Origin of the sequence: Methanosarcina sp., assembly GCF_035390745.1 — an archaeon.
Lineage (GTDB): Archaea > Halobacteriota > Methanosarcinia > Methanosarcinales > Methanosarcinaceae > Methanosarcina.
Genome location: NZ_DAOOUJ010000025.1, coordinates 8,828 through 30,649, shown reverse-complemented (window position 1 = coordinate 30,649; position 21,822 = coordinate 8,828). Strand labels below are relative to the sequence as shown.

General features: G+C 42.8%; 15 protein-coding genes and 1 pseudogene. All 16 read left to right on the top strand.

What is annotated here, in order from left to right; all coding sequences use genetic code 11:
- Positions 1–61: 61 nt before the first annotated feature.
- The 16 genes and pseudogenes from PLL47_RS07755 to hemB all read left to right on the top strand — a co-directional run bounded on the left by PLL47_RS07755 (position 62) and on the right by hemB (position 21,335).
- The gene (locus PLL47_RS07755; RefSeq protein WP_324445614.1) at positions 62–739 is read left to right on the top strand and encodes a winged helix-turn-helix domain-containing protein/riboflavin kinase; all 678 of its coding nucleotides are present in this window, start codon (positions 62–64) and stop codon (positions 737–739) included.
- Positions 736–1,479 carry a 3,4-dihydroxy-2-butanone-4-phosphate synthase gene (gene ribB, locus PLL47_RS07750; protein ID WP_324445613.1) on the top strand — a complete coding sequence of 248 codons (744 nt, stop codon included), beginning with the start codon at positions 736–738 and terminating at the stop codon, positions 1,477–1,479. The genes PLL47_RS07755 and ribB overlap by 4 nt, the downstream gene beginning before the upstream one ends.
- A gap of 249 nt (positions 1,480–1,728) precedes the next feature.
- Positions 1,729–2,619 carry a cation diffusion facilitator family transporter gene (locus PLL47_RS07745; RefSeq protein ID WP_324445612.1) on the top strand — a complete coding sequence of 297 codons (891 nt, stop codon included), beginning with the start codon at positions 1,729–1,731 and terminating at the stop codon, positions 2,617–2,619.
- 5 nt (positions 2,620–2,624) lie between these two features.
- Positions 2,625–3,722 carry a chorismate synthase gene (gene aroC, locus PLL47_RS07740; RefSeq protein WP_324445611.1) on the top strand — a complete coding sequence of 366 codons (1,098 nt, stop codon included), beginning with the start codon at positions 2,625–2,627 and terminating at the stop codon, positions 3,720–3,722.
- Between the two features lie 282 nt (positions 3,723–4,004).
- Complete coding sequence (locus PLL47_RS07735; protein ID WP_324445610.1) at positions 4,005–8,084, top strand: PAS domain S-box protein; 4,080 nt, start codon at positions 4,005–4,007, stop codon at positions 8,082–8,084.
- Positions 8,085–8,697: 613 nt separating this feature from the next.
- Positions 8,698–9,687 carry a hypothetical protein gene (locus tag PLL47_RS07730; RefSeq protein WP_324445609.1) on the top strand — a complete coding sequence of 330 codons (990 nt, stop codon included), beginning with the start codon at positions 8,698–8,700 and terminating at the stop codon, positions 9,685–9,687.
- A 537-nt stretch (positions 9,688–10,224) separates the two neighbouring features.
- Positions 10,225–12,392: pseudogene (locus tag PLL47_RS07725) on the top strand (DUF3160 domain-containing protein).
- A 356-nt stretch (positions 12,393–12,748) separates the two neighbouring features.
- Positions 12,749–13,351, top strand: coding sequence for a hypothetical protein (locus PLL47_RS07720; RefSeq protein ID WP_324445608.1), 603 nt, complete (start codon positions 12,749–12,751; stop codon positions 13,349–13,351).
- 93 nt (positions 13,352–13,444) lie between these two features.
- On the top strand, positions 13,445–14,521 hold the full coding sequence (locus PLL47_RS07715) for an ABC transporter permease (protein WP_324445607.1): 1,077 nt from the start codon (positions 13,445–13,447) through the stop codon (positions 14,519–14,521).
- Positions 14,521–15,237, top strand: coding sequence for an ABC transporter ATP-binding protein (locus PLL47_RS07710; protein WP_324445606.1), 717 nt, complete (start codon positions 14,521–14,523; stop codon positions 15,235–15,237). Before PLL47_RS07715 ends, PLL47_RS07710 begins: the two co-directional genes overlap by 1 nt.
- Before the next feature lie 569 nt (positions 15,238–15,806).
- Positions 15,807–16,856 carry a heme b synthase gene (gene ahbD, locus PLL47_RS07705; protein ID WP_324445605.1) on the top strand — a complete coding sequence of 350 codons (1,050 nt, stop codon included), beginning with the start codon at positions 15,807–15,809 and terminating at the stop codon, positions 16,854–16,856.
- Between the two features lie 10 nt (positions 16,857–16,866).
- On the top strand, positions 16,867–17,415 hold the full coding sequence (gene ahbA / locus PLL47_RS07700; protein ID WP_324445627.1) for a siroheme decarboxylase subunit alpha: 549 nt from the start codon (positions 16,867–16,869) through the stop codon (positions 17,413–17,415).
- 4 nt (positions 17,416–17,419) lie between these two features.
- Entirely contained in the window at positions 17,420–17,878 is a 459-nt protein-coding gene (ahbB, locus tag PLL47_RS07695) for a siroheme decarboxylase subunit beta (protein ID WP_324445604.1), read from the top strand.
- 177 nt (positions 17,879–18,055) lie between these two features.
- Positions 18,056–18,718, top strand: coding sequence for a precorrin-2 dehydrogenase/sirohydrochlorin ferrochelatase family protein (locus tag PLL47_RS07690; RefSeq protein WP_324445603.1), 663 nt, complete (start codon positions 18,056–18,058; stop codon positions 18,716–18,718).
- A gap of 159 nt (positions 18,719–18,877) precedes the next feature.
- Complete coding sequence (hemA, locus tag PLL47_RS07685) at positions 18,878–20,224, top strand: glutamyl-tRNA reductase (protein WP_324445602.1); 1,347 nt, start codon at positions 18,878–18,880, stop codon at positions 20,222–20,224.
- 136 nt (positions 20,225–20,360) lie between these two features.
- On the top strand, positions 20,361–21,335 hold the full coding sequence (hemB, locus tag PLL47_RS07680; protein WP_324445601.1) for a porphobilinogen synthase: 975 nt from the start codon (positions 20,361–20,363) through the stop codon (positions 21,333–21,335).
- The last annotated feature ends 487 nt before the right edge of the window (positions 21,336–21,822 follow it).

Sequence of the window (21,822 nt, the reverse complement as noted above, 5' to 3'; positions counted from 1 at the left end):
CATAGTCTTCTTTCTCATATTTGAGACGCATCTCAAAATTAAGGCAACACAGGTGCCGACAGTGCCGGACATTGAATACCTGAAGAAACTTGCCCTCATAGGGGCGGTAAATAAATCTGTTAAAGTCTCTTCGAGTGAGTTTCACAAGCATACGGGGGACAGTTCCAAAACCGCAGCAAGAAAGCTGAAGCAGCTTGAGGAAGAGCGGTTAATCGAAAGAGAACTGGTCCCCGGTGGCCAGTTGATAAAAATGACAGAAAAAGGGATTGAAATCCTAAAAAATGAATACGTCGAATACAGCAGGATCTTTTCTTCAGAGCCCGATATTCTGGAACTCGAAGGAAACGTGCTTAAAGGCCTTGGCGAAGGCCAGTACTATATAAATATCCCCGGTTACAGGACGCAGTTTGAAGAAAAACTGCACTTCGTACCCTTCCCGGGTACACTTAACGTGCAGCTTTCGGAAAGAAGTTCAGCTCTTCGAAAAAGGCTGCGAGAAATGCCTGCAGTCCGGATAGACGGTTTTAATGACGGTGAACGCACTTTCGGGGGTGGAAATTGTTATCCTGTTAGAGTAGAGGGTATAGATGCTGCTGTTGTCGTCCCTGACAGGACACATTATCCCCTGGATTTAATTGAGATTATTGCACCGGTAAAACTCAGGGATGCCCTGAAATTGAAAGATGGAGACAGAGTTGTGACACGGCTAAAAAGGCAGGGTACGGAGGGACAGGAATGAGTGAGAACACAGTATACGAATGCCTGAAATATAGTAATGAAAACATCAACAGGGCACTGGAAGCCCTGCGTGCCGGAAAAATGATCCAGATCTATGACTCGGACTCCCGTGAAGGAGAAACAGATCTTGTGATCCCTGCAAAAGCTGTCACTTACAGGGATGTAAAGTGGATGCGGAAAGATGCAGGAGGGCTTATCTGTGTGGCAGTGGATCCCGTTGCATCAAAGCAGCTTAAACTGCCCTTCATGGCAGACCTTGTCAGGGAAGCCAGCAAGACCAGTGCCTCCCTCGGAGAAGTTGTTGAAAAAGACGGGGACCTCAAATACGATGCACATTCCTCTTTTTCCATCTGGGTCAACCACAGGGACACAAGGACAGGAATCCCTGATATTGAAAGAGCCCTTACAATCAGGAAAATAGGTGAGATCACGGAAAAATCTCTCTCTGGAAACGGAGTCCGTTTTGGAAACGAGTTCAGGACTCCAGGGCATGTAGCTCTCCTCAGGGCTGCCGAAGGGCTTCTTGATGAGCGTATGGGCCAGACAGAACTTTCAGTTGCTCTTGCGCGCATGGCAGGAATCACCCCTGCTATGGTTGTCTGTGAAATGCTTGACGATGATAGTGGGGAAGCTCTCTCAAAAGAAAAGTCTAAAGACTATGGCAAAGAACACGGGCTTATCTTCCTTGAAGGGAAGGAAATAGTTGAAGCTTACACACTGTGGACAGGTTCAGAGTGCTGAAATACCCCTCTTATTTTTCTTTTTTCCCTTCTTTTTTAGCTCTCAATCCAATCTAAATTTTCTTTTTCTCTTTCCTTGCAGTGGATAATCTGCACTTTAATGACAGCAGAATATTATAATATCAAACAACGCAAGTATTATAGAATAAACAGTATTATTCCGACTCATACAAATTCTAACTTACACAATCTTTGATTTTTCATCTCCTGTCCTGATATTTTAAGGTTTGAATTAAGGGTGGACTGTCCGGTGATACACAGGCTTAAAAAAGTTCAGCAAGTTCTTGTGCTTGTTCTTTTCCTGAACCTTCTTGTAGCTTTTGCTAAAATCATTTACGGGACCCTTAGCGGTGCTCTCAGTATGACCGCCGACGGTTACCATTCTCTTTTCGACGGGGTCTCAAATATTGTGGGGCTCGTGGGAAGTTTTATTGCAGCTCGCCCCCCTGACAAAGAGCACCCCTACGGACATCAGAAATATGAAACATTAGCCTCTATTTTTATTGCCCTGCTACTTATTTATGTGGGTGTTGAGATTTTCCGGAACTCACTTGACCGTTTCCTTATCCGGAGCGTCCCTGAGGTAACAGCTGTCAGTTTTCTTGTAATACTGGGCACGATGTGCATTAACTATCTTGTCACGCGCTACGAACATGGGAAGGGCGTAGCCCTGAGAAGCCAGGTCCTTATTGCAGACTCCCTGCATACTAAAAGTGACATCTATGTTTCTCTCTCGGTTATAGCAAGTCTGGTCGCTATAAAGCTAGGATTTCCTCTTCTTGATCCTGTAATCGCTCTTCTCATATCTTTTCTTATCTTCAGGGCAGGATTCAGGATCATGAAGGAAAGTTCAAAAGTCCTTCTTGATATGTCCAGGTTTGAGGAAGAAGATATCTGCAACCTTGTTCTGGGAGTTGAAGGGGTAATGGGCTGCCATAAGATCCGGACACGCGGAGGAATGGGCGGTGTCTGGATAGATATGCATATTCTTGTGAGGTCTGATATGTCTCTTGAGGAAGCACATATTATTTCTCACAGGGTAAGTAAAATGCTGAAAGCCGAATACAGGGATGTTACTGATGTGGTTGTGCACCTTGAACCTGCCTCACCCCAAGAATCAAATAGCAAAAAAACCAGTTAAGATTCATGGCTGGAAACGTTTTCGGGCAGATGTTTCGAATCACTACCTGGGGAGAGTCCCACGGCAGGGCTGTAGGCGTCGTGGTTGACGGGCTGCCTGCAGGGCTTCCTTTTTCCGAAGCTGACATCCAGAAAGAACTGGACAGGCGGCGCCCGGGACAGAGTGAAGTCTCCACACCGAGGAGTGAAGCTGACAGAGTGGAGATACTTTCAGGAATTTTCGAAGGCATGAGTACAGGCACTCCCATCTCCATGCTGGTCTGGAACTCGGATGCTCGGTCTTCTTCTTATGATGCTATTAAAAATACTCCCCGTCCGGGACATGCCGATTTTACTTATATGGCCCGCTATGGAATAAGGGACCACCGCGGAGGGGGCAGGTCTTCAGCCCGCGAGACAATAGGCAGGGTTGCAGGCGGTGCCCTGGCAAAGCTTCTGCTCTTACGCTTCGGAATTCAAATTGCCGGACATGTGATCGAACTCGGCGGTATTCGGGCAAAAAATCTCTCTTTTGAAGAAATCCTTGAGAACGTTGAAAAAACACCTGTTCGCTGCGCGGACCCCGAAGCTGCAAAGAAAATGCTTGAAAAGGTTGCAGCCCTGCGGCAGGAAGGGGACAGCGTCGGCGGGATTGTCGAGATCATTGTAAAAGGAGTGCCTGCAGGTCTCGGAGAACCCGTATTTGACAGGCTTGATGCGGACCTTGCAAAAGCCCTTATGAGCATCCCCGCAGTCAAAGGCTTTGAAATCGGAGCAGGGTTTGAAGCTGCCCGCATGCGTGGAAGTGAAATGAACGATCCTTTCCGCATGGAAGGAGAAGAAATAACCTGTTCAAAAAATAATGCAGGCGGGATCCTCGGTGGAATTTCAACAGGTCTGGATATTGTTTGCAGGGCAGCAGTAAAACCAACGCCTTCCATAAGTAAAATTCAGCAAACCGTTGACCTCATAACCCACAAAAATGCCGATATCGCAATCAAAGGAAGGCATGATCCCACTATACCTCCGCGTATGGTGCCTGTTGCCGAAGCCATGGTTGCCCTTGTACTTGCAGACCATATGCTCAGGAGCGGCTTTATCAATTCCAGGACGTTGCTTGAATAAAGATATGCGGTACAATTGATATACACAAATCTGATAACCATTGCAGGATCGATAAAACATATATAAATGATAAAATAACTGGAAGAGAATTAATATTAATTATGTCATATAGTATTGTGAGCTGCCACCTTTCCGCCAGATAAGTTTTTTATTCTTCTATATCGGTCTGCACAGGATTTTTAAGTGTAAGTCTAATCATTGAATACGGGAAGGAAAGACCATACGTGCCAGAGGCAGCGGAATTTTCGCTTTATATATTGTCAATCAGGAGAATATTCTGGAATGAGAGAAAGCCTGAGAAAATCTGGCATTGATGTTATTGGAGAAGTGCCATGGGGAACGCACTTCTGTCAGTTTTATCAGACCAGAGATGATTTGATTGATATACTTGTCCCTTACTTCAAAGCGGGGCTGGAAAATAACGAGCTTTGCGTGTGGATCACATCACAACCCCTGGAAGTTGAAGATGCAAAAGAAGCTCTTAGAAAGACGATTCCTGATATTGATGTTTATCTGAAGGAAGGGCAAATCGAAATTATTCCTTACACTTATGGGTATCTGAAAGAAGGCATTTTTGATCCGGAGGGGGTCGTAAATGGCTGGGTTGAAAAAATCAATCAGGTTCTGGCAAGGGGCTATGACGGACTCAGGGCGGCAGGAGACAATCGTTGGCTGGAAAAAGAAGGCTGGGATGATTTTGTTGATTACGAGAATAAAGTGGACGCGGTTATCGACAAACACCACGTAATAGCTTTGTGTCCGTATTATCTCGATATGTGCAGCACAGCCGGGATTATTGATGTAGTCTCCAATCATCAATTTGCTTTGATCAAAAATGAAGGTAAATGGGAGAGGATAGAAAATTCCGGGAGGAAGAGAGCGGAAAAAGAAGCTATTCAGGCTGCAAAAAACTGGAAATCTACATTTGATGCTGTTCCGGACCTTATAGCCATAATAGATGATAAGTATAGATTTGTCCGTGCAAACACAGCCATGGCTGCAAGATTGGGTTTAACTCCCGAAGAGTGCGCAGGGCTAACATGCTATCGTGTCATTCATGGGACTGAAAATCCCCCCTCTTTTTGCCCTCAACAGCAGCTGCTTAAGGACGGGGTTGAGCACACAGAAAATGTTTGTGAGGATTGCCTTGGCGGTTATTTCACAGTAAGCAACTCCCCACTATATGATTCGGACGGAAAACTCATCGGCTGTGTTTATGTCGCCCATGATATCAACGAACGCAAACAGGAAGATCACAGAATACGCAGATACAACCGTATTCTTGAGGGGATCAACCGGATCTTCAGTAACGTAGTGCAGGCAAAAACAGAAGAAGAAGTGGGGGAAGCATGTTTATCTGTAGCCCTGAAAATTACCGGCAGTGAGTTTGGATTCATTAATGAAATGGGTGAAGACGGCCTGCTTCATGATGTCGCAAAAAGCGAGCTGGGATGGGAACGGTGTTTTATGTACGACAAGACAGGACATCGCCGTCCTCCTGGCGTTTTTTCTGTCCACGGCCTGTACGGTAGTGTGATTAACAACGAGAAAGGCTTCTTTACCAACGATCCTCCATCACATCCCGACAGTATCGGAATTCCAGAAGGTCATCCACCTATCACATCTTTTCTCGGCGTGCCCCTTGTCCAGGATGGAAAAACGATTGGTTTGATCGCGGTCGCAAACCGTGAGGGAGGCTATAGCTGCGAGCAGCAGGAGGACCTTGAAGCTATCGCGCCGGCGGTGGTTCAGTCTCTGCAGAGGAAAAAGGCAGAACAGAAGCGGAAGCAGGTAGAGGAGGCGTTGCAGGTAAGTGAAGCGCGCTACCGATCTCTATATGAAAACAGTCTCGACGGAATTTTGCTGACAAAGCCCGATGGCACTATTCTCTGTGCAAACCCTCAAGCTTGTCAAATGTTTGGCATGACTGAAGATGAACTTATGCGGGCTGGGAGAGATGATCTGGTAGTCAACGATGAAAATCTTGCTGCTGCACTTGAGGAACGAAGGCTGACCGGCCGGGCGAGGGCTGAACTGACATACAAACGAAAAGATGGGTCAACTCTCGTCTGCGATACAACCTCTAAACTCTTTGTGGGCGCCGATGGCAATCTAAACACAAGCCAGATCATTAGAGATATCTCAAAACGCAAGCAGACTGAGGAGGCTTTGCGGGCTAGCGAAGAGAAGTTCCGGAAGATAGTGGAGACCGCCAGTGAGGGTATCTGGTTAATTGACAGTGATGAACAAACTGTCTTCGTCAACCGGAAAATGGCTGAAATGCTGGGCTATAGTATCGATGAAATACTGGGGCAGTCCCCGAGAAAGTTCATGTCTCCGGAGTTTTTCGCAAAGGCTGATGATAGGCTGCATGAGCATATGGAGGGAAGCAACCAGGTGGTCGATTACAGTTTCATCCGGAAGGACGGCTCGGAACTCTGGTGCATTGTTTCCTCCAGTCCACTTTTTGATGATCAGGGAAAATATGCAGGGGCACTGGCCATGATCACGGACATTACCGGGCGCAAGCGGGCAGAGGAGGCGCTACTGGAAAGCGAATCGCGTTTGAAGCTTGCTCAGGTTTCTGCAGGTGCAGGTATGTGGGACTGGGATATATCTACCAACAGGATCGAGTGGTCTGAAGAACTGTTCCAGCTCTTTGGGTTAGATCCCGGAAAAACTGATGCCAGCCTTGACTCCTTGAAAAACGTGCTCCATCCCGACGATAGGATGATTGTGGAAAAAAAGATCAAGAGCGCGGTCAATAACTGCACTTCTTTCTCGACTGAATACCGGATCATGCTTCCATCGGGTGAAGTGCGATGGATCAATGCCCTAGGTAATACGACCTGCGACAGTGGCGGGAAGCCGCAGCATATGTCAGGTATCTGCATTGACATCACCACGCGCAAAAAAGCAGAAGAGGCTCTAAAAGAAGCATATGACAATTTAGAAAAAACAGTTGAGGAGCGTACAGCAGAGCTTGAGAAGGCTTACAATTCGTTGAAAGAAAGCAAAGAAGGACTTGCTGAAGCTCAAAGAATGGCTCATATTGGAAACTGGGACTGGAATCTTGTAACCGGTGAAGGATACTGGTCAGATGAGCTGTACAACATTTTTGGACGCAGTCCTCAGGAATCAGCCCCCTCTTATAATGAACTTTTAAGTTATATACACCCCGACGATAGAGACTATGTAGATAAAAGCATCCAGAATGGGCTAAAAGAAGAACCAAAAGGAGGCATTAACTATCGTATTGTCTTGGCTAATGGGGAAGAACGTACAGTCTATTCCAAGGCTGAAGTTATCTTTGACGAGCAGAAAAACCCTGTTCGAGTGAAGGGAATAGTTCAGGATATTACTGAGAATAAGAGGATTGAGGCTGAACTGGAGTCAGTAGCGCGCCTATCTCAGGAAAATCCCGATCCTGTGATGCGCCTGGATCAGGGGCGGACCATCAATTATGCCAATCCCTCTGCCCGGGTGTTGCTGGCAGATTGGGGTAGTGTTATCAGTAAGGAAGCTCCCGGAGAAATCACGGAGCTCTCCGTTGCCGCCCTCGAGGACGGTATCCGGCGTAAACTTGAGTGCACCTATGCCAATCGCACATATATGATAGATATCGCTCCATTCCCGGGCGCTGGCTACGTTAATCTTTACGCCCATGATATCACGGAGAGGAAGAAAGCAAAAGAAAAACTGGAAAAAATAGATAAAATTCGGATAAAAGAAATTCATCACAGAATTAAGAATAATTTGCAGGTAATCTCTTCCCTGCTGGATCTCCAGGCTGAAAAGTTCAATAACAGACAGGATATTAAGTATTCTGAAGTTCTGGAATCCATCAGGGAAAGTCAGAATCGTGTAACCTCAATATCTCTTATCCATGAAGAACTCTATAAAGGGGAAGGAAACGACACACTGAATTTTTCGGCATATCTTCAAAAACTAGCTGAAAATTTTTTCCAGACATATAATCTTAAGAGTAAAAAAGTTCGTCTCTTCATGGATCTCGAAAAAAATACATTCTTTGATATGGATGTTGCGGTCCCGTTAGGAATTATTGTCAACGAACTTGTATCCAACTCTCTAAAGCATGCATTTAATGAGAAAAATGAAGGGGAAATAAGGATCAAGCTTTGCAGGGAAGAAAAGGGAAATGAAATGCGTAAATCCCTTTTCAGCCTGATAATTTCAGATAACGGAAAAGGAATTCCTGAAAGCATAAAGTTTGAAAGTCTTGAATCTCTGGGGCTGCAGTTAGTAAATATCCTTGTTGACCAGCTTGAGGGAAAAATCGAGCTTAATAGAACGTATGGAACGGAGTTTAGAATTACTTTCAAAGTAGCAGAAAGGTCATAAGCCTGGATAAAATAAGTGTCTTTTTTATTTGTGTAAAACACGTGCAGTAACTGTTTCCTTATAAGTTCTCTGTCCATAGTATCAAACAATCAGGGGTAAGAGAATAATTGTTTCCTTCATATGACTCTGAAAAAATGTCAGTTTGATGATCTGGATAGAAAATTTATATGGCGTCTGTTGAAAGTCAATTATAGAGTTCTAATCTACTTTCCATGCTCACCTGAACTCCACGTTCCAGGGGTATGATTATGCAGGTTTTGAGGGTTCTTAAGGCTTGCATGGTCATGCCTCTCGGGAAACCTTAATTTTTTTGAATTTTAATGGTAGCAGCTTTTGATACACTGTTCTTTCTGTCCAAAGTATTAAACAATACATCTTATGAAGTGTTATCTCTGGAAAATATAATCATAAATTAAGCATTCATTGTTTGATGATCTGGCTAAAAACTTTACAATTTATATAGGGGGGTTAGTAAATAGTTTATGGAGTTCAAACGAACCCTCCAGAGTAAATTTGAACTCCATTGTGCCCGGAGGCATGTGTTAGTGTTAGCTTTGCGGTTATTTAAGGCTTGCCTGATTCTGCCTCCTGGGAAATGAACAGGAGAGAAACTATGATGATAAAGTATGAATTTAGAGTAGGTGTATTACTTGCAGGATTGCTACTGCTGAGTGTTATGTGTATTCTACCTGCATCTGCATCTATTGATGAAAAAACAATCGAAAAGAATTATGTTCCAGTAAAAGAGGCAGAAGTACACGCCAAAACAGCTCTCTACGATTTCGTATTGATTGGTTCGCCAGGCTCCAAATCCACGAATTGGACAAATGCAACAGTAAATCCGGATCCCTTTATAATATACGATATGAATGGGAATAAACTTTTTTACCAATTTACGGTTGAAAATAATGGGATAAATATAGGGGCAATAAAAGTTGCGGCAAGTAAAGTGCTTGGAGATCCCATCCGAACAATAGAATTCTATTCTGAAGACTGGGATATGAAAACAGAAGTTGAGGATGCAAAAAAACTGGTCGCAGAAGATCATAAAAATGCAAATGTTACATCCTTAAAAGTTGTATGTTATAGCTATCCTAAAATTGGAATAATGGCAGACGTACAAGAGTCCAAATCTAAAGAAGAAAAAAGTAGATTGTTTGATTTCTCTGGTTCCGAAATTATTGGCAACAGCATAAATGATACTAATTCTTCTGAAGTTACTGATGTATGGTCGTTATATTCGGAAATACCTGAAGAAGAGATAGAAGAACGACTAATATCTTGGGGTGAATATGATAAACATTCAAAGGAAATTGCAGATAATAATTTTGAAGAAGACAAAGTCCAGATAAAGATTGCCGGAGTCCAAAAAACACTTCCTTTCACTCGTTATGTGCAAGAAAACGACTATTATTGCGCACCAGCTACAGGAAAGATGATTGCGAAATTCTATAACGTCATTCAGACCCAGAGCTATATCGCTGATAAGATGCGTGTAGAAGAGGATGTAGGAACTAGCGTTTATGATCAAGTCAATTATTATTATAAATCTAGTTCCGGGTTAGACAAAGGCGGTTCATACTATGACTCCACTCCAACATGAGCTGAAGCTAGAAACCAAATCTACGTTTATGATAGGCCTTTAGCAACTTTGATTAATGGTCATGTAAGAGCTTGTGCAGGCTTTTGTGAGGGAGTGGATTACGATTACTTGTATATATATGATCCATGGAACCCAAATTTTGGAGATGATTATCCGGGAGGCATATATTGGGAAAACTGGGACACAATTAATCATGCATATCATATCATTGTTAAGGACTAAAAATAAAAACACTTAAAAATATCTTTTTATTCTACTATGGGAATATATTTTTTGGCTCGTGAACTTGAGTTGACAAATCAATTCACTAAACCATTTATTTTTTAGAAGTAGTTAGAAATTTATTGAATGTTTTCATTATTCTTGATTTCTAACTCAACTTTTCAGCATAATTTCAACATAAATAAATATGAGGGGTATACTTTGAAAAAAGCAACCACAACTATTTTTATCTGCTTGCTGGCAGTATCGTTGATTTTTATCTCTGGTTGTACTGGTAATCAAGATAATTTAACTCAAGGAAAAAATTCTGGGAACATGACAAATGAAACTCCAAACAAAAATGTTTCAGATACAGACTATACAGGCAATACAGATTATGCAGGCAATATAGACTCTCTTAAACTTGAAAAGGAAAGCTCTTTTTCCAGATATTACAGTAAAGAAAACATTCAATTCGAGGCTGATGTTCCCACTTATTCTCTACCTCTAAAGGCTTCCGAAATTGCGAATTATAACGATTTCATCCAAAAAATTCCCCTGACGAACGAAAGCAGGGATTTGCTGTACAAAAATGGATTTGTTGTAATTGAAAATTCGGCTATCGAAAACCTACCTGGAGCAGGGAAGACGCGGGTAAATGATACTTACAGAGACCTGAAAGTGGCTGATGTTCCTATTTTCATCACGTCGGATTCTCTTCTTCACCTTTACCATATCCAGTTTGATGAGACGCTAAAAAGGGCAGAATCGGAGGAATTCTATGACGAGCTCTGGAAACTTGACAAAGCTCTCCTTGAAGCTTCCATAGAGGATTATGACAGCGCATCAGGGCGAGAAAAGGAAGCCGCAAGAAGAAATGTTGCATACTTTGCAGTGGCTTTGAGACTTCTTGAACCGGAATCTTATCAGATAGGGCAATCAAGGGAAGATTTGGGGGAAATTATACTCTTCGATTCTCAGGAAGCAAAACAATACAGTATCGAAGTCCCCTCGTTTGTAAAAACCGATGTAGAGGCTGAACTGCGTTTAATAGAAGCCCAGGAAGGAGGAATATCTCCAATTTTCAAGTACAAGGAAGATTACTCTCAATACACCCCACGGGGTCACTATACATCCTCTGAGAAATTGAAGAATTACTTCAAGGCCATGATGTGGCACGGTAGAATCAGTATGCTCCTTCGGTCGGACGTGGTCACCGCAGAAGACTCGGAAAAGGAAGTAAAAATTCAGATTATTCAGGCCCTTTTAATTTCTGACCATTTTGACCGGGACAAAGACCTCCGGGACGGGTGGGATAGAATTTACGATGTGACGGCTTTCTATGTCGGTTTTTCCGACGACCTTGGCCCCTATGAATATGCAGAAGCTCTGGACACTGTTTTTGGAAATGATAGAGAAGGAGTAAGCTTCGATAACGAAAGCCTTACAGCACTGATAACCGAGCTGGAAAGATACGAAAGTCCGAAAATCTACGGCGGGTCAGGGGGAATAATTCAGGCAGGATCAGAAACCGAAAATAAAACTCTTGAGGCCATGAAAGGTTTCAGATTCATGGGTCAGCGCTATACCCCGGATTCCTATATACTCCAGAGGCTCAGTCCTCCTGCCCTGAATATCATGGATCTTCTCGGCTCTGAAAGGGCCAGAGAGCACCTGAAAAACCTGAATATTTCTGAAAATGAAGAATACGAAAACCGCCGCCTATCTCTGGAAAACGAATTTGGAGCTTTTGATGAAGAAGACTGGAATAAAAACCTTTACTGGGCTCAACTGTACTCTCTAAAGCCTCTCCTTGTAAGTTATCCAGAGGGTTACCCCACCTTCATGCAGACCGAAGCCTGGGAAGATAAACAGCTTAATACAGCCCTTGCTTTCTGGACCGAACTCAGACATGATACTATTCTCTATGCAAAGCAGGCTTACTTTACAGGTGCTCCTATAATCCGGAAGAAAAACCTGTGGAGGGATATGTGGAACCGGTGCCCGAATTCTATGCCAGGATGCTTGCCCTTACAAAAATGGCACACAGCGGGCTGGCGGAAATGGAAGTTCTCGATGAACAAGCGGATAGAGATTTTACTACTCTTGAAAATACTCTTGAAAAGCTGCTGGAAATTTCGATTAAAGAACTTGAAAACAAAGAGCTGACATATGAAGAGTACGAGTTCATCAGAACTTTTGATCAGAACATATCTCCAATGCTTGAGAATGTAGATATAAAGTCCCAGATGTCTACTCTGGTTGCGGATGTTTATACAGGTGCGGGAGGGAATGTTTTGGAGGAAGGAACAGGAAAACTGGACCTGATAGTAGTAGCTTATAAACAGCCCGATGGCAGGATCGTACTCGGAGCAGGTCCTGTAATGAGTTACTATGAGTTCTGGCAGCCTTCAGGAGAAAGGTTAACGGATGAGGAATGGAGGGAAATGTTGAATGATAACCCTCCTGAAAGGCCGGAATGGGTTGAGTCTTTTAAGTTGTGAAAGTGTAAAAGATACTATCTGAATAGCTTATCTTTTTCACTCATTTTTTCTTTGTTTGAAAATGCTAGCCACAGCCATAATCTAATCTCTCTTCTTCGAGTATCAAACAATACATCTTATGAAGTATTACCTCTGGAAAATAGAATCTTAATTTAAGCATTCATTGTTTGATGATCTGGCTAAAAACTTTACAATTTATATAGGGGGGTTAGTAAATAGTTTATGGAGTTCAAACGAACCCTCCAGAGTAAATTTGAACTCCATTGTGCCCGGAGGCATGTGTTAGTGTTAGCTTTGCGGTTATTTAAGGCTTGCCTGATTCTGCCTCCTGGGAAATGAACAGGAGTGATTATGAAATGAAGAAGAATAAATTTGGAATAGGAACTATATTTTTGGCAATTTTTTTGGTGGGCATAGCTTTTATGCCGATCGCAAGTGCAGAGGAGAATACAAATGATCAGCTGGAAGGAAGCACAACTGTTCAAAGTTTAGCTTCTAATGAAGATGATAGTGTAGCTATCCAAAGTTTCGTTTCGAATACAGATGGGGAAGTGACTATCCAAAGTACAGTTTCTGATGCGAGCCTTACAGTAACTCCAACTCAAGGAATAAAAGGTTCAACTTTCAATTTTAAAGGAGATGCTACGTATACAGCTGAAGTTTATGGAGTAACACTTCCTGATCTATTATGGTTTGCTAATGATGTCAACTATACTGCCTTCAATAAACCAGAAATAACATCTGCGTCGTCAACTGAGGACTATGTGTACAAATCAAGTACAAATATAGGTAAAGCATGGACTCACCGTTATTATATGACTATGTTAGGGGGACCCACAACGAAGCATGTTTACTCTGATGCGATTTCTAAGAAGACCGGTAGATACCAGAATCGCCAATATGCGGGTCTGACGCTTGTTGGCGGTGATAATGCGTATGTATACACAAAAATAACTTGAACAGGAGAGGATAATATCTCCAGTCTTTCTTTTTTTTATTTGCAAAGTGAATTCAAAAAAAATATTATCAGATTGGTTAAGCAGTTGTTAGTTTTGACAATTGTTTTTTCAATAGTTTTAACCTTAATATTAGTACCTATCCGCTTTGAATATGAACAATTAGCTCCATGGAAAGAGGCAAAATATAACATATTTGTTAATGGCCCGATAACAAAGCATGACTATTTGAATGTGACAACAGAGCCTAATATTGTCAATGCAGCAGTTTCCAGCTACGGTTCTGGAACTGTATATAAGGGAAATATCACTGATACATATATAGGAATGAGCATTCCAGTTAATACAGTGCTAATCAATCACGAGATGCTTAAGGATCCATCAAAGTTTGATATCATCGGGCTGAATCATTTCTTAATTTCGGGTACATTAAAGAGTGGATATCCTGATCCTGGGTATGCTTCGATAAGTTGGAATATAGCAAAAAGATTGGGGGTTGATGTTGATGACACCATCATATATTGGGTGGGGGACTCCAGGTATGAATATAGAATATCTGGTATTACGAACCCAACATCAGAAACTGAATTTGTTGCTGAAGATTTGAGATCATTTGATCCGATAGCTGCAGAAGAAAATTACGCTGACAACCTGTATATAATCAGTAAAAATCAAGAAGCTACGATGGAATATCTTCAATCTTATATCTTTGAAAATAATAAGGAGTGGACACCGACCACTCTTGAAAATCAGAAGATTAGAGCATCAACAAGTTTAAAAGAAGCTTTGCCTCCAATTGTACGATTCGGGTTCATAGGCGGGGGGATGGTTCTCTATCTTGTAGTATTACTCAGAGAACAAAATATTGTTATTGATAACAAGAAAAGAAATTTTTCAATATTAACAGCACTGGGGGCCAGTAAAACTGGGCTTATGAAAATATATGCTATTGAGCAAATATTGATCATGGTTATAGTATCTTTTTTTGCTATACTGGTATCCAAGTTTTGGATGTATCAGACGCTGTTTAAACTTTACCTTCCAGCTGAAGTGATTTTTCACGGAGCAGCAATAGGTTTTGTACTGAACGCCATTGCTGTAATAGTTGCATTATTATACACTAATAGAAAAATTAGCAAAGTTCAGGTTGCTGAATTATTGAGGGAAGAATAATGAAACACAATATGATAAGATTAGAGAATGTTACAAAAGAATATTTTAAACCAACTCAGAAAATTATCGCAGTTAGTAGCCTGGACTTATTGATCCCGCGAGGTGAATTTCTAGGGATCATGGGAATGTCAGGTTCCGGAAAGACAACATTAATTAATTTAATCGCAGGCTTTGATAAACCATCAAGTGGAAAAGTTGTTGTAGATGGTCTGGATCTATCTGAACTTACTGATAAACAAGTTTCAGAATTTAGAAATACGAAAATTGGTATGATTTTTCAGCACTTCAATCTTATTAAAGAATTCACTGCATTACAAAATGTAATTGTCCCTTTTATTATTGCAAATAAAAAATACTCTACAGCGGTCGAAAGGGCGATAAAATTATTATCAGAACAGGGATTAGGGCATCGATTGCATCATTATCCTGCGGAACTCAGTGGCGGGGAGCAACAGAGAGTTGCGATAGCAAGAGCACTAATGAACGATCCAGAAATTATTCTTGCCGATGAACCTAGCGGAAACCTTGATAGAGAATCAGCTGAAAACATTGCTAAAATATTCGAAAATATACATAGTAATGGGAAGACTTTAGTTGTAATATCACATGATACTAAATTATTAAAAAACGCAACCAAAATTGTCATAATGGAATATGGGAATCTAAAAAATTCTAATACCAATGGTTGTCAATTGTATTCGGTTGATATCACATGAACTATCCTGAAACTTAAATTTATTTCATGCATCTTCGGTTAAGTGAGGAATCGGGACAATTTTGGAGACGTAGATATACATATAATTTTTCTGTCCAAAGTGTCAAACAATACATCTTATGAAGTGTTACCTCTGGAAAATTTGGAAAATAACATGAAACACGACATTCAGACAATGATCATATTCAAAGAGGATTATGAGTACCCACATCCATATGGAGAATATCGGTGGAAACAGCTTGGAGGATGGCAGCAACTGATATCTACCTGAACAGCTTCTTATTTTACTTCTTTTCCTTATTCTTTTGGGGGATTGAAGCATTTGGTCATAAAATCCTAGGTCTTCAGCCGGAAAATGCCTGACTTCCTTTTCTCTTTTTATAGGTTCTTATTTGAAATGGCAGAATTTTAATATTACTTTATTAATATGACCTGTCACATTTCAATTATACTAACTTAAGTTATTGGTTCTGGTCTATCTTCAGTTCTCTAATTATAATGTGAATCCCTGACATCTTTAATTTATATTTCATTAAACCCCTTAATTCAAGCAACAGAAACCCTTAATTTATGATTGCCATGACAAATCCACCACGGCTTATTGCATGGGAACTTACTGCGGGCTGCAACCTGAACTGCGTGCACTGCAGGGGAGCTTCTACCTCCTCGGTTCCCGAAGGCGAGCTTACAACCGAAGAAGCGAAGCACTTCATTGACGAAGTTGCAGAGCTTGGAAAACCCATCCTCATCCTTAGCGGAGGCGAGCCTCTCACCAGACCTGACGTCTTTGAAATTGCCCGATATGGCACTGATGCCGGGCTCCGCGTCGTGCTTGCAACAAATGGAACAATCCTGACCCCTGAGGTTGTGAAAAAACTAAGAGATGCAGGAGTTCAAAGGCTCAGCATCAGCCTTGACGGAGCAACTGCAAAGACTCATGACGAGTTCCGCGGCATGCCCGGAGCCTTTGACAGGACTCTTGCGGGCATCGAAGTCCTCAGGAAAGCGGATTTTCCTTTCCAGATCAACACAACAATTTCCAAACGCAACCTTGAAGAAATCCCGAAGACCTTTGAGCTTGCAAAAGAGCTCGGGGCAGTAGCTTACCACGTCTTTTTCCTTGTGCCCACAGGCAGGGGAGAAGAGTCCGATGAGGTTTCCCCGGTAGATTATGAGCGTCTCCTGCACTGGTTCTATGATATGCAGAAAGAATCGGAAATCCAGCTGAAGGCAACCTGTGCTCCTCATTATTTCAGAATCATGCGCCAGCGGGCAAAAAAAGAAGGCATCGAGATTTCGGTAAAGACTCACGGCTACGAAGCCATGACAAAGGGCTGCCTTGGAGGTACAGGTTTCTGCTTCGTTTCAAGCGTCGGGCAGGTCTATCCCTGCGGCTATCTTCCGGTCCTTGCCGGAAATATAAAGGAACAGCCTTTCAAAGATGTCTGGGAGAATTCGGAGGTCTTCAGGAAACTGAGGGATCCCGAAGAGCTTAAAGGAAAGTGCGGGATATGTGAATACAAAAAAGTCTGCGCAGGCTGCAGGGCAAGAGCCTATGCCGCTACAGGCGACTATCTCGAAGAAGAGCCTTACTGCATATACAGGCCCGGAAAAAAGTGATGTGATCGAGATGATTGACATTGAAAATTTTAAAGATCGGCTCCAGAAAGAGGCTGCTGATTTTTCCTGTGATATGTACCCTTATGAGGGGGAAGTTCCGGTAATAGAACTTGATGAGACCGACAAAAGAATCCTCAATCTTATCCAGCAGGAAGTCCCCCTCGAAGTCGAACCTTTTGCAAAGTTAGGCGAGATTCTCGGGCTTCCGGAAACCGACGTCATTGAAAGGCTGCGTGAACTCAACAGGAAAGGGGCAGTAAGAAGGGTAGGCCCTGTACTCAGCACGAGAAATATGGGGGGCGTAAGTACTCTTGTAGCCCTGAAAGTGCCCGAGTCCCGTGTAGAGGAAGTTGCTATTTTAATTAACGAGTATCCCGAAGTTTCCCATAATTACCTCCGAAGTGCTGCACAATATAATCTCTGGTTTACGCTTTCTGCTCCAAATAAAAACAGGCTTGAGGAGATTCTCAGTGAAATTCGGGAGAAAACAGGCTGTCCTCTTCTTGACCTCCCTACAAAGCACCTGTTTAAGATTCAGGTAAAGTTTGATATCAGGTGAAATTATGGATAAAACGGATGTAAAACTGCTAAAACTTGTGCAGGACGGAATTCCAATCACTCATTCTCCTTTCAAAGGGTTTGCTTCTGAACTTGGAATCAGTGAACAGGAGGTTGTTGACAGGCTTAAAAACCTCCAGAAAGCCGGAAAGATCCGCCGCTTTGCGGCTTCAATCGGGCACAGAGCCATAGGCATAAAAGCCAATGCAATGTGTGTCTGGAATGTTCCTGATGAGCAGATCGAAAAAGTAGGGAATATCATGGCTGAATTCCCCGAAGTTACGCACTGTTATGAGCGGCCCCGCTATCCTGACTGGCAGTATAACCTGTTTACAATGGTTCATTCCTATAATCCCGAAGACTGTGTAAAAGCGGCTGAGAAGATTTCGGAAGCTACAGGGATTAAGGACTACACTCTTTTCTTCAGTGAAAAAGAGTTCAAAAAAACCGGAGTAAGGCTTTAATGGCTGGCCGATAAAAGCTGGCTTTAAGGTATTTATTATCCGTTTATTATTCATCTATTAAGCACTTATTACCCGGATATCGCCCATTTATTATTCACTTGCTCAGAGTTTATTAAACACCAATATTAAACACCAATCTATCATGTACCAGATCTTTCATTTTCGAGGTCCCTGAAAATGGCTGAAACAAACAATTTTCTCCCCCTCATGCTTGACCTTTCAGGCAGGAAAATAGTGATTTTCGGAGGCGGGTCTGTAGGGGAGCGCAAAGCCGAACTTTTCTGCGGCTGCGCGGATACGGTTGTTGTCAGCCTCGACTTTTCCGAAAGGCTTCAGGAGCTTGAGGCAGCGGGGCAGGTCCGTTTGTCAAAGCTTGACCTTACGGCAGCCACGGACTCCGAACTCAGGGAAATTATCTCAGGGGCATTTCTCGTAATCCCTGCAACCAGCATTCCCGAAATTAACCGGAAGATAACTGATATTGCCGGGGAAAGCGATATTTTGATTAATCAGGTGGATGCTTTAGGTAGTGTTGTAATCCCCTCGGTCATCAAAAGAGGAGACCTTGTGATAGGGATTTCCACCCTCGGACACAGCCCTGCGGTCTCTAAATATACACGAAAACAGATAGAGAGTGTGATAACTCCTGCATATTCCGACATGATCCGGCTTCAGGATGAACTGAGGAGCTACCTCAAACTGCATGTAAAAGAACAGAAGAAAAGGAAAGCCCTCCTCTGGAAAGTCCTTGAAAGTGAAAATGTCTGGAACGGCTTTTCCGAATCATACGAAAAAGCGGCAGAAGAAGCATATGCAATTATTTCGAATAATCTCGAATAATTTCGGGTAATTTCAAATGATTTCGAATAATCTCGAACAATTATCCTCCAATGGAAACCCTTTAGTGAAAAACGGCTGAGGATTTCCGGACAAAGTTTAATTTACAACTCCTTATATTATTCATTCTATCCCTTTATTCATTCTATCCGGAGGCTCTCTGTGACAGAAATCTCAAGTATGGTTATATCCCATAAAAAAGCAAAAGTTGAGGAAATGGAGTCCGCCTGGCACGGAGATCTGGACGGGCTGCTCCATAACCTGTACAGTCGTGAGTACGTATACGAATGTGTTGTCTTAAAAACCTGCAACCGCGTTGAAATCTACGTTGTTTCCCCCAAGAGCAGCAGTTTACTTTTCTCTTTTGCAAAAGAAATGGGAGCTTCCACCCACATCATTGACTTTTACGGGCATGATGAGTCCCTGGAACACCTTCTCAGGCTTGCAGGCGGTCTTGAGTCCATGATTGTAGGGGAAGACCAGATCCTCGGGCAGATAAAGGACCTCTATGCTTATTCAAAGAAAGCCGGAACCACAGGCAAGGTTCTTGATACGGCTTTTGAAAAAGCCATTCAGGTAGGAAAAAGGATCAGAAACGAGACCCGGATCAATAAAGGTTCAGTCTCGATAGGCTCTGCGGCTGTAGACCTTGCCGAAGACATCTTCGGGGGGCTCACAGGAAAAAACGTGCTTGTTATAGGGGCAGGAGAAATAGGTGTACTGGTCGCAAAAGCCCTTGCCGAAAAGGACATTGAAGCTATTTACATTGCAAACCGCACTTATAAGAAAGCAGAAGAACTCGCCTACGAACTCGGCGGTCACGCAGTCAGGCTTGATGATATCAGGGACTATTTGCCGGGAGCTGACGTAGTTATCAGCGGCACCGGAGCTCCCCATTATATCCTTACACGGGAAATCGTTGAAAAAGCCGTAAAAGGCAGGGACAGAAAGCTCCTTCTTATCGATATCGCAAATCCCAGGGACATTGAGGAATCCGTTGCGGAACTTGAAAATGTTGAACTCTGCAATATCGACAACCTGAGGGTCATAAGCGAAAGGACACTCAAGATGCGGAAAGAAGAGGCAAAAAAAGCTGAAGCCATTATTCAGGAAGAGATAAGGCTTTTGAATCTCCAGTACAAGCGCCAGAAAGCCGACCGCTTGATTTCCGAGCTGTATAAGCAGGTCTATGATGTCCGCATAAGGGAGAGGCAAAAAGCAGTCAACCGTCTCAGTGCTTATCACACGATCGGCGATATAGAAACCGAGGTTCTTGACGACCTTACTCATTCTATTGTTAATAAAATTCTGGCAGAGCCTACCAAAGTCCTCCGTCAGGCCGCAGAACTCGGAAACGAAGAGTTCCTTGATGTGGTTGCAAGGGTCTTCTGCCTTGAAAAGGATAAGGTAAAGTTTGAAAAAATGAAACAGGCGAAGTTTGACCAGATAAAACCAGGCTGTGCAAAAGAACACGCAGCGGTTAAAGAGGAGTACGCTGTAAAAGATTAAGGCTGAAGCGTACTGGAAATCAGAATTATTCCAGGTAGAAATAATCAAACCAGATTAATTTACAGGTAAAGCATTTCAGTAAAACATTTCATGTAAAGCATTTCAGTAAAACATTTCATATTTCAGGAGTGATCACATGTTTCCAGAAGTCAGGTTGAGAAGGTTGAGAAAAGGTAAGATCAGGGACCTTGTGCGTGAGACCACCTTATCCGCGGACGACCTGGTCATGCCTATTTTTGTGAACGAGAATATTGATTCCCCTGTTGAGATCTCTTCCATGCCGGGAATATACAATCTCCCCCTTTCCGGGGTCGCAAAAGAGGCAAAAGAGATTGCAGACCTCGGGATCCCTGCAGTGATTCTTTTCGGAGTACCCTCATACAAGGACGCAGAAGGCAGCTCTTCCTGCGGGGAAGACGATGTGGTCCAGGAGGCTGTAAGGAGGATCAAAGCCGAGCTTGGAGACAGACTTGTTGTGATCACTGATATCTGCATGTGCGAATTTACAAGCCACGGGCACTGCGGAATAGTTGACTTTGAAACTAAAGAAATCCTTAACGACCCCACCCTTGAAGTCCTGGGAAAGATTGCTGTCAGCCACGCAAAAGCCGGAGCCGACATGGTAGCTCCTTCCGGAATGATGGACGGGATGGTAGCTGCAATCCGTGAGGCTCTTGACCTTAGTGGGTATGAGAACATCCCAATTATGTCCTATGCCGCAAAATACCATTCCTGCTTCTACGGGCCTTTCAGGGAAGCTGCCGAATCCGGTTATTCCTTCGGGGACCGCTCGACCTACCAGATGGACCCTGCAAACGGCGACGAAGCCATCAGGGAAGTGACCCTTGACGTGGCAGAAGGTGCGGATATTCTTATGGTAAAGCCTGCTCTCCCTTATCTGGACATCATATACAGGGTCAAGAGTGAGTTCGGCATGCCGACAGCCGCATACAACGTGAGCGGTGAGTATTCCATGATCAAAGCCGCAGCAGCCAGAGGCTGGATTGATGAGAAAAAAGCTATTTACGAGTCCCTTATCTCCATAAAAAGGGCAGGTGCGGATTTCATCATCACCTACTTTGCAAAGGATGCCGCTCGAATGTTGAAATGACAGCTTTTTTCAGGCATTCCTTTTTTAAGGGACTCAGTCAGTTTTTTATTTTTCCTTCCTTTTTACTTTTTTAATCCTGCCTGTTAATGTTGCCTGATGCAATCTTAATTAAATGTTAATTACATGTCTGTTTGCCTGTATTCCGTTATCATAACCGCTTCTATCAATAACTGCTTAATAGGGGAAGGTTCTGTTATAAGGATGAGTAAATAGCACAGAATAGAGCATTAGCTCAATCCAGAGGCTCGTTATATTTCAGAATTTCCGATGCCTCTTCACTTTGATTTCGATTAATTTACTCAATTTAATCTACTGAGGCTCGCTATAATTCTGAAATATCGATGCCTCTTACGATTTCAATTAATTAATTAAAATCACTTGCATTCCCCTTTATCAAACGTTTAAGTTCATTCGGTGAGAGTTCATGGTATCTGAGATTACACTTGAGAAGTCCAGACAGATGTTTGAGAAAGCAAAAACCCTTATT

Excerpts from the sequence above, each read along its gene's own strand:
- PLL47_RS07690 (WP_324445603.1), top strand. The coding sequence starts at position 18,056 with ATGGCTGAAACAAACAATTTTCTCCCCCTCATGCTTGACCTTTCAGGC.
- PLL47_RS07710 (WP_324445606.1), top strand. The coding sequence starts at position 14,521 with ATGAAACACAATATGATAAGATTAGAGAATGTTACAAAAGAATATTTT.
- PLL47_RS07720 (WP_324445608.1), top strand. The coding sequence starts at position 12,749 with ATGAAGAAGAATAAATTTGGAATAGGAACTATATTTTTGGCAATTTTT.
- aroC (WP_324445611.1), top strand. The coding sequence starts at position 2,625 with ATGGCTGGAAACGTTTTCGGGCAGATGTTTCGAATCACTACCTGGGGA.
- PLL47_RS07730 (WP_324445609.1), top strand. The coding sequence starts at position 8,698 with ATGATGATAAAGTATGAATTTAGAGTAGGTGTATTACTTGCAGGATTG.
- ribB (WP_324445613.1), top strand. The coding sequence starts at position 736 with ATGAGTGAGAACACAGTATACGAATGCCTGAAATATAGTAATGAAAAC.
- PLL47_RS07735 (WP_324445610.1), top strand. The coding sequence starts at position 4,005 with ATGAGAGAAAGCCTGAGAAAATCTGGCATTGATGTTATTGGAGAAGTG.
- ahbD (WP_324445605.1), top strand. The coding sequence starts at position 15,807 with ATGATTGCCATGACAAATCCACCACGGCTTATTGCATGGGAACTTACT.
- hemB (WP_324445601.1), top strand. The coding sequence starts at position 20,361 with ATGTTTCCAGAAGTCAGGTTGAGAAGGTTGAGAAAAGGTAAGATCAGG.
- ahbA (WP_324445627.1), top strand. The coding sequence starts at position 16,867 with ATGATTGACATTGAAAATTTTAAAGATCGGCTCCAGAAAGAGGCTGCT.
- ahbB (WP_324445604.1), top strand. The coding sequence starts at position 17,420 with ATGGATAAAACGGATGTAAAACTGCTAAAACTTGTGCAGGACGGAATT.